The organism is Methanofastidiosum sp., assembly GCA_013178285.1.
In the GTDB taxonomy this organism is placed as follows: domain Archaea; phylum Methanobacteriota_B; class Thermococci; order Methanofastidiosales; family Methanofastidiosaceae; genus Methanofastidiosum.
Genome location: JABLXD010000072.1, coordinates 1 through 4,871, shown reverse-complemented (window position 1 = coordinate 4,871; position 4,871 = coordinate 1). Strand labels below are relative to the sequence as shown.

6 protein-coding genes are annotated in these 4,871 nt (G+C 34.7%); all 6 read right to left on the bottom strand.

What is annotated here, in order from left to right:
- Positions 1 to 245: 245 nt before the first annotated feature.
- Genes HPY60_11520 through HPY60_11495 form a run of 6 tightly spaced genes read right to left on the bottom strand, consistent with a single transcriptional unit; the run spans position 246 to position 4,742 of the window.
- Entirely contained in the window at positions 246 to 1,100 is an 855-nt protein-coding gene (locus tag HPY60_11520) for a hypothetical protein (protein ID NPV51806.1), read from the bottom strand.
- A 27-nt stretch (positions 1,101 to 1,127) separates the two neighbouring features.
- Positions 1,128 to 2,834, bottom strand: a complete 1,707-nt coding sequence (locus HPY60_11515) for an AAA family ATPase (GenBank protein NPV51805.1) — start codon at positions 2,832 to 2,834, stop codon at positions 1,128 to 1,130.
- 20 nt (positions 2,835 to 2,854) lie between these two features.
- A complete protein-coding gene (locus HPY60_11510; protein NPV51804.1) occupies positions 2,855 to 3,532 on the bottom strand; it encodes a hypothetical protein in 678 nt (225 codons plus the stop codon).
- Between the two features lie 5 nt (positions 3,533 to 3,537).
- Positions 3,538 to 4,200: a sigma-70 family RNA polymerase sigma factor gene (locus HPY60_11505; protein NPV51803.1), complete on the bottom strand. Its 663-nt coding sequence runs from the start codon at positions 4,198 to 4,200 to the stop codon at positions 3,538 to 3,540.
- A 19-nt stretch (positions 4,201 to 4,219) separates the two neighbouring features.
- Positions 4,220 to 4,513, bottom strand: a complete 294-nt coding sequence (locus tag HPY60_11500; GenBank protein ID NPV51802.1) for a hypothetical protein — start codon at positions 4,511 to 4,513, stop codon at positions 4,220 to 4,222.
- Positions 4,503 to 4,742 carry a hypothetical protein gene (locus tag HPY60_11495; protein NPV51801.1) on the bottom strand — a complete coding sequence of 80 codons (240 nt, stop codon included), beginning with the start codon at positions 4,740 to 4,742 and terminating at the stop codon, positions 4,503 to 4,505. The genes HPY60_11500 and HPY60_11495 overlap by 11 nt, the downstream gene beginning before the upstream one ends.
- Positions 4,743 to 4,871: the final 129 nt, after the last annotated feature.

Here is a 4,871-nt window from a genome sequence, read left to right as displayed (position 1 = left end):
AAAAAAACTTAATTTTTTTCGGACATGTTAAGGTCACCTGGTCACCTTTCGGACATGTTAAGGTCACCTGTCAACTTTTTGGAGAAAATTCATAAAGTTTATTTCATTAACATTAGTCGTTTTTTATAAAGCTTCTCACAGAAAACAATTGAAACTTAAGTGGATTTGGATTATTTTGATAAAAAAATAAACCTCCACTCAGATAAAAGTGGGGGTAGAGGAGGGAAGCATCTTAATTCAGAAAATCACAAGCCTATAATAATTTCTCCTTCAGGAAGCTTTGGGACTACAAAAAACACGTCAGGTTTTTTCTGCGTATAGGACACCATTTGCTTATCATCAATTTTAATTCCAAATTTTTCCTGTAAGTACTCTTTTCGTTCTAGTATTTCTTTCTTTTTTCTTGCCTTATTGCGATTGGAAATATCATCTAAACCAAGCACGTCAATTATGGAGTTTAGATGCATCTTTAAATTTTGATGACTAATAACGAATCGTACAAATGCTTTTACAACAGGATCATCAATGTTTATTATTTCATCAACAAGAGGTAAATAAAATATGGCTACATCTGTCTTTAAGAGCATCATGTATTCTGGCTCAAACACGACGTAATAAACCTTGTCCTTAAAAAGTTTTTTTCCTTTTTCTGCTTCTGCATTTTTTATATATTCTGAGTAGCCATGTTTTCTAATTAATCCAAAATGTACTGTAAATTTATCAGTTTTTATGGTGACTTTTGCTTTTCGCATTTCTTCTAGTTTGTTAGTAATAAACTTATGATAGTTTCCATTTTTACAATATATTCCTAATCCCTTTGCCAACTGTCTTGTCGTAAACAAAAACACGCTCTCATGTTTTTCATGCTGTTTTGCCTTGGCAAATATCCAGTCAAGAATGTCCCGATGTAGTTGCGTTAATTCTCCTTGAATACTTAACTGTCCCCACGGTGTTTGAATTATTTCTTCTCTCGTTTTCTTCGTGTTCTTGGCAGGTTTATATGTCGGAGCAAAAACAGGAAGTCTACACTGTGATACCGTGTTTATGTGCTTATTTACTAGCTGCAAATCTTTCCCGATTTTCTTAAACGATGATTTCAAATTCGTCTTTTTCCCCTTCTTTACCTTTTACCCCTTTTTTTTTATTTTTTTCTTTTCGCTTTCATTCCCTCTATTATCCTCTTCATGCCCTTTTTCATTTTTCTCATCTTCATTTTTTTCAATCTGCACCCTCATCTGTCTTACACACCAACACCCATCTACAAACTCAATTTGCATAGGAAACATCTCAAGCAAGGGAGAGTGATAGTTTGACTTCTCAATCTCTAGTATTTTTTTACCTCCCTTCTTCGCCATTACTATCCTTGTCCTCGCTTGTTCTCGGAACACACTAGAACCCCTAAATATATTGTTTTGCCCCCTCATTGCCTCTTTTGTTTGATGGTGCAGAAACAGGAAGGAACAGTTATATTTCTTGATTATCTGTTTGATAAAATCATAAAACACCGCCGCCTCTTCCGTTTTGTTTTCATCAAGTCCGTAAAAGTTGATGAAGGAATCTAAAATAATTAATTTCGGTAAAAACTTATCTATTGCAGATAGCAGAAAATCTGCAGCTTCTGTTGGTGTAATCTGTGAATTTTCCCTTCTCATGATTCTGGAAGTATTCAGGTTGTAACTTTTAGAAAGCGTTGAAACCCACAGGAAGTTATTCGTTGCCCCATAGATTTCCTGTATTTTTAACCCCCTCTGTTGGAACCTGTAGGGCGTTTCTTCAGCTGTAATATATAAAATCAGCGAAGGTTCCTTAGGCTGTATTTCAGGAAGGAGAAAGTTTTTGCCAGTACAAATACTGAAACACAACTGCATTGCAAAAGTTGACTTTCCAAGCCCACCAAGCCCATCAAGCAAAACAATGGTTTTTGTAGGCACAAACGGTTCAAGTATCCACTCCTCTTCAGGTTCAATTCTGGCATTGTTAAACCCTACTTCAATACACGATACAGGGCTTACATATACAGTTTCTGCAAGCATGAGAGCATCAGATATCTGATGCCCTTCTTCAAGAAAGTCCCCTATGTCATAGTGTTCAGGTTTTCCAGTAAACTTTACAACATCTATCTCATATGCGTATTTCTTTAAGACTTCTACTGCTTCCTCTACCTTTTTCTTTCCAGCTTCATCGTTGTCCTGAAAGATTACGATTTTTCTATTTCTGAATACTTCCTTAGCCTCGTCAACAAGTACTTCAAATTCATTCTTAAAGTTGTTAAACCCTAAAACTACTGCTTGGTATTCTGTTTCTTGTAAAGCATCATCAACTGCATCTGCACACTTTTCTCCTTCCGTAAGCCATATCTTTACATTTTTGTCATTTTTAATGTTTTCAAGTAGGTACTCGTTGTAGAGACGATGAGACTTCCCAGAAGGTTCAATTACAAATGTTTTGGACTTTATTCCATCTTTTTTGGGAGTATCATATCTTATTTTGGTGTAGACTAAGTTTCCGTAGAAGTCAAAATACTTGTAGTAGGTTTTATTTTCGTAAAGTTCATCGTAATCTTTTATGGATAGTTTCTTATGTTCTCTTTTTTCATTTTTTTCGTTTTGGAATTGAATGTCGTCATCTTTAACTTCTATACCCTGTTGTTTAATGTTTTCTAAAAATTGTTTTACATTTCCCTTTGCACCACAACCAAAGCAGTAAAATGTTCCTGTTTCAGGATTTATCGTAAAAGAAGGTTCACTTTCAGCGTGAAAGGGACACAGGGCAAAGTATTTTTTGCCCCTTTTTTCTAATTTTAAATATTTTGAATATATTGCCAAGTACTTCACTATTTATCTCCCCTGATTGTTTACAACTGAAACAAGAAGTTTCTGATGCTATCTAATGAACCTTCAAGTAACCTATCGAAGGCAAAAGGATGGACTTCAGGGTTTTTAATGTATATAGATAGCGAAAGAAAGGGATTCACAATTTTATCTTGCTGTGCTTTGTCAAGCTTTTTTATAAAATTACCCATCGCAAGAAGTATGCTTTCATACTTACTAAAAAGAGCTTGCTTTAGAAAAATGTCTAAATTTTCCTTATTCTCAATTGAAAGAAGCGTTTCGGTTTGAACAAATAATCCCATGATATCCTTAAACTGAGGGAACAGTTGATTAGCAATATGAATAAATTGATGGTCCGTTGTCTGACTGTCATATGTTAGAAAAATCTTACACGAGTCTTTTTCAATGCCAACTAGGTCTCTAACCATAAAGTAAGACCTATATCCATAGTGTCTAACTTTCTGACAACAACTTTTTGCCTTTGGATTGCAGAAAAAAAGTATTGGTTCAGCAGTAATATCTTTTTCAATCTTTTTTATTGCTTCTATCTCCGTTCCGACAAAGTTGCAACTGGAACAATACATGGTTTTTGACTGATTGACATACTTAACTTTCCCCCCACAAATGGGGCATTTTCTTTTTGCCTTAAAGTGGGGGGAAAGCCCCGCAGAGTCTGTCTTTTCAAGTAAACTTATTTGCATTGTTTTTAACTGAGCCTTTTTACTTTGTAAAGGCTTCTTTTAAGGAGCATGTATATTCCTTGAACTTTTTTGTATCCGAATTTTTCTGCAATTTCCCTTACATCCATTCCACTTATGTACATCTCACATACTCTTCTCTCTTTATCTTTCATTTTGAGTAGCACGGTGCGGATTTTTTCTGTATTTATTCTTAAGATTTCGTTTTCCTGTTCAGCTTCTTCGTCTCTTATGAGAATATCAACTGGAGAGTTATCATTTAACTCCTTGTTCCAATCTTTACGACAGTGTGTAGGATATTCACATTCATCATGTGTGCATTCCACATAGCTTATCATTGTGTTTCTTTTAGGAATATTCTGGAGGTTGTATAGCTTATTTTTGAGTTTAGTTGTGTAGTTGATTTTGAATATATTGCAATTTGTTGCGTTACATTCGGTGCAATTAAATATACTGTGGCACTGTCTATAGACTTCTATTGCCAGGACAAGAGCCTCACCGTTTAAGTCTTCGTGAGTAAGTCCTGTTATGTAAGGTTTTTTAATTCTTATTATTCTCTGGACTTCCTGATCGTGAGCGACAAACTCTTGCATTTGTAACCATAAGTCCTCAGTGGTTTCAACTTCCTCAGAAGCTTCAAACTCATATGCTACTACGCTCTCTGTAAACATAGTCCCCTCCTATGTTTATTTATTTTTTTGTTTTTGTGTGCTTTCTCTGTATTTCTTCTAACATTTTGTTGATTTCATACTTCTTAGCCGACTGAATAAGTTGTTCTCTTAAAACCTTTCTTTGAGACTCTTTTGCCCTACTATGTAGGAACTCAAGAACATTTTGAAGGAAGAACATCCTTGGTTTTCTCTTAAAAACCCCCATCTGTCTTGAGTACTTGTTTATGAAACTCTGACTGAGTCCCAGGTGTTCTCTCAAATATTTTTCATCGACTATTACATCTTTTGAGAGTTCTATTTCTTTATAGAACATTCAACTTTTCTCCATTGCGTTTTTTAAGCCAGTTCTGAATTTTTCGAATGGTGATTTCTGCAGGTGTACGTTTACTGTCGTACAAGAATCTACGAACGCTGTCTAGGGAAAGTCCAATTTCAAGTGCCATTTGTTCATATTTGATTCCTTTAGCTCTTAATTCTTTCATAGCTTCAACAAGCTGTTTTCTTAAGTTTTCTCTTTCTTTTTCTGTTACTAACTTTGCCATTTTGTCCTCCTTATTGTGATTATATAACATATTTAGTTATGTTGTCAATAGTTGTTTCAAAAGTTGTCAATAGTTGTTTCAAAAACCTTTTATTTGGCTATTCATGTTAAAATAGCCAGTTATTTTTAA

Excerpts from the sequence above, each read along its gene's own strand:
- HPY60_11500 (NPV51802.1), bottom strand. The coding sequence starts at position 4,513 with ATGTTCTATAAAGAAATAGAACTCTCAAAAGATGTAATAGTCGATGAA.
- HPY60_11510 (NPV51804.1), bottom strand. The coding sequence starts at position 3,532 with ATGCAAATAAGTTTACTTGAAAAGACAGACTCTGCGGGGCTTTCCCCC.
- HPY60_11505 (NPV51803.1), bottom strand. The coding sequence starts at position 4,200 with ATGTTTACAGAGAGCGTAGTAGCATATGAGTTTGAAGCTTCTGAGGAA.
- HPY60_11495 (NPV51801.1), bottom strand. The coding sequence starts at position 4,742 with ATGGCAAAGTTAGTAACAGAAAAAGAAAGAGAAAACTTAAGAAAACAG.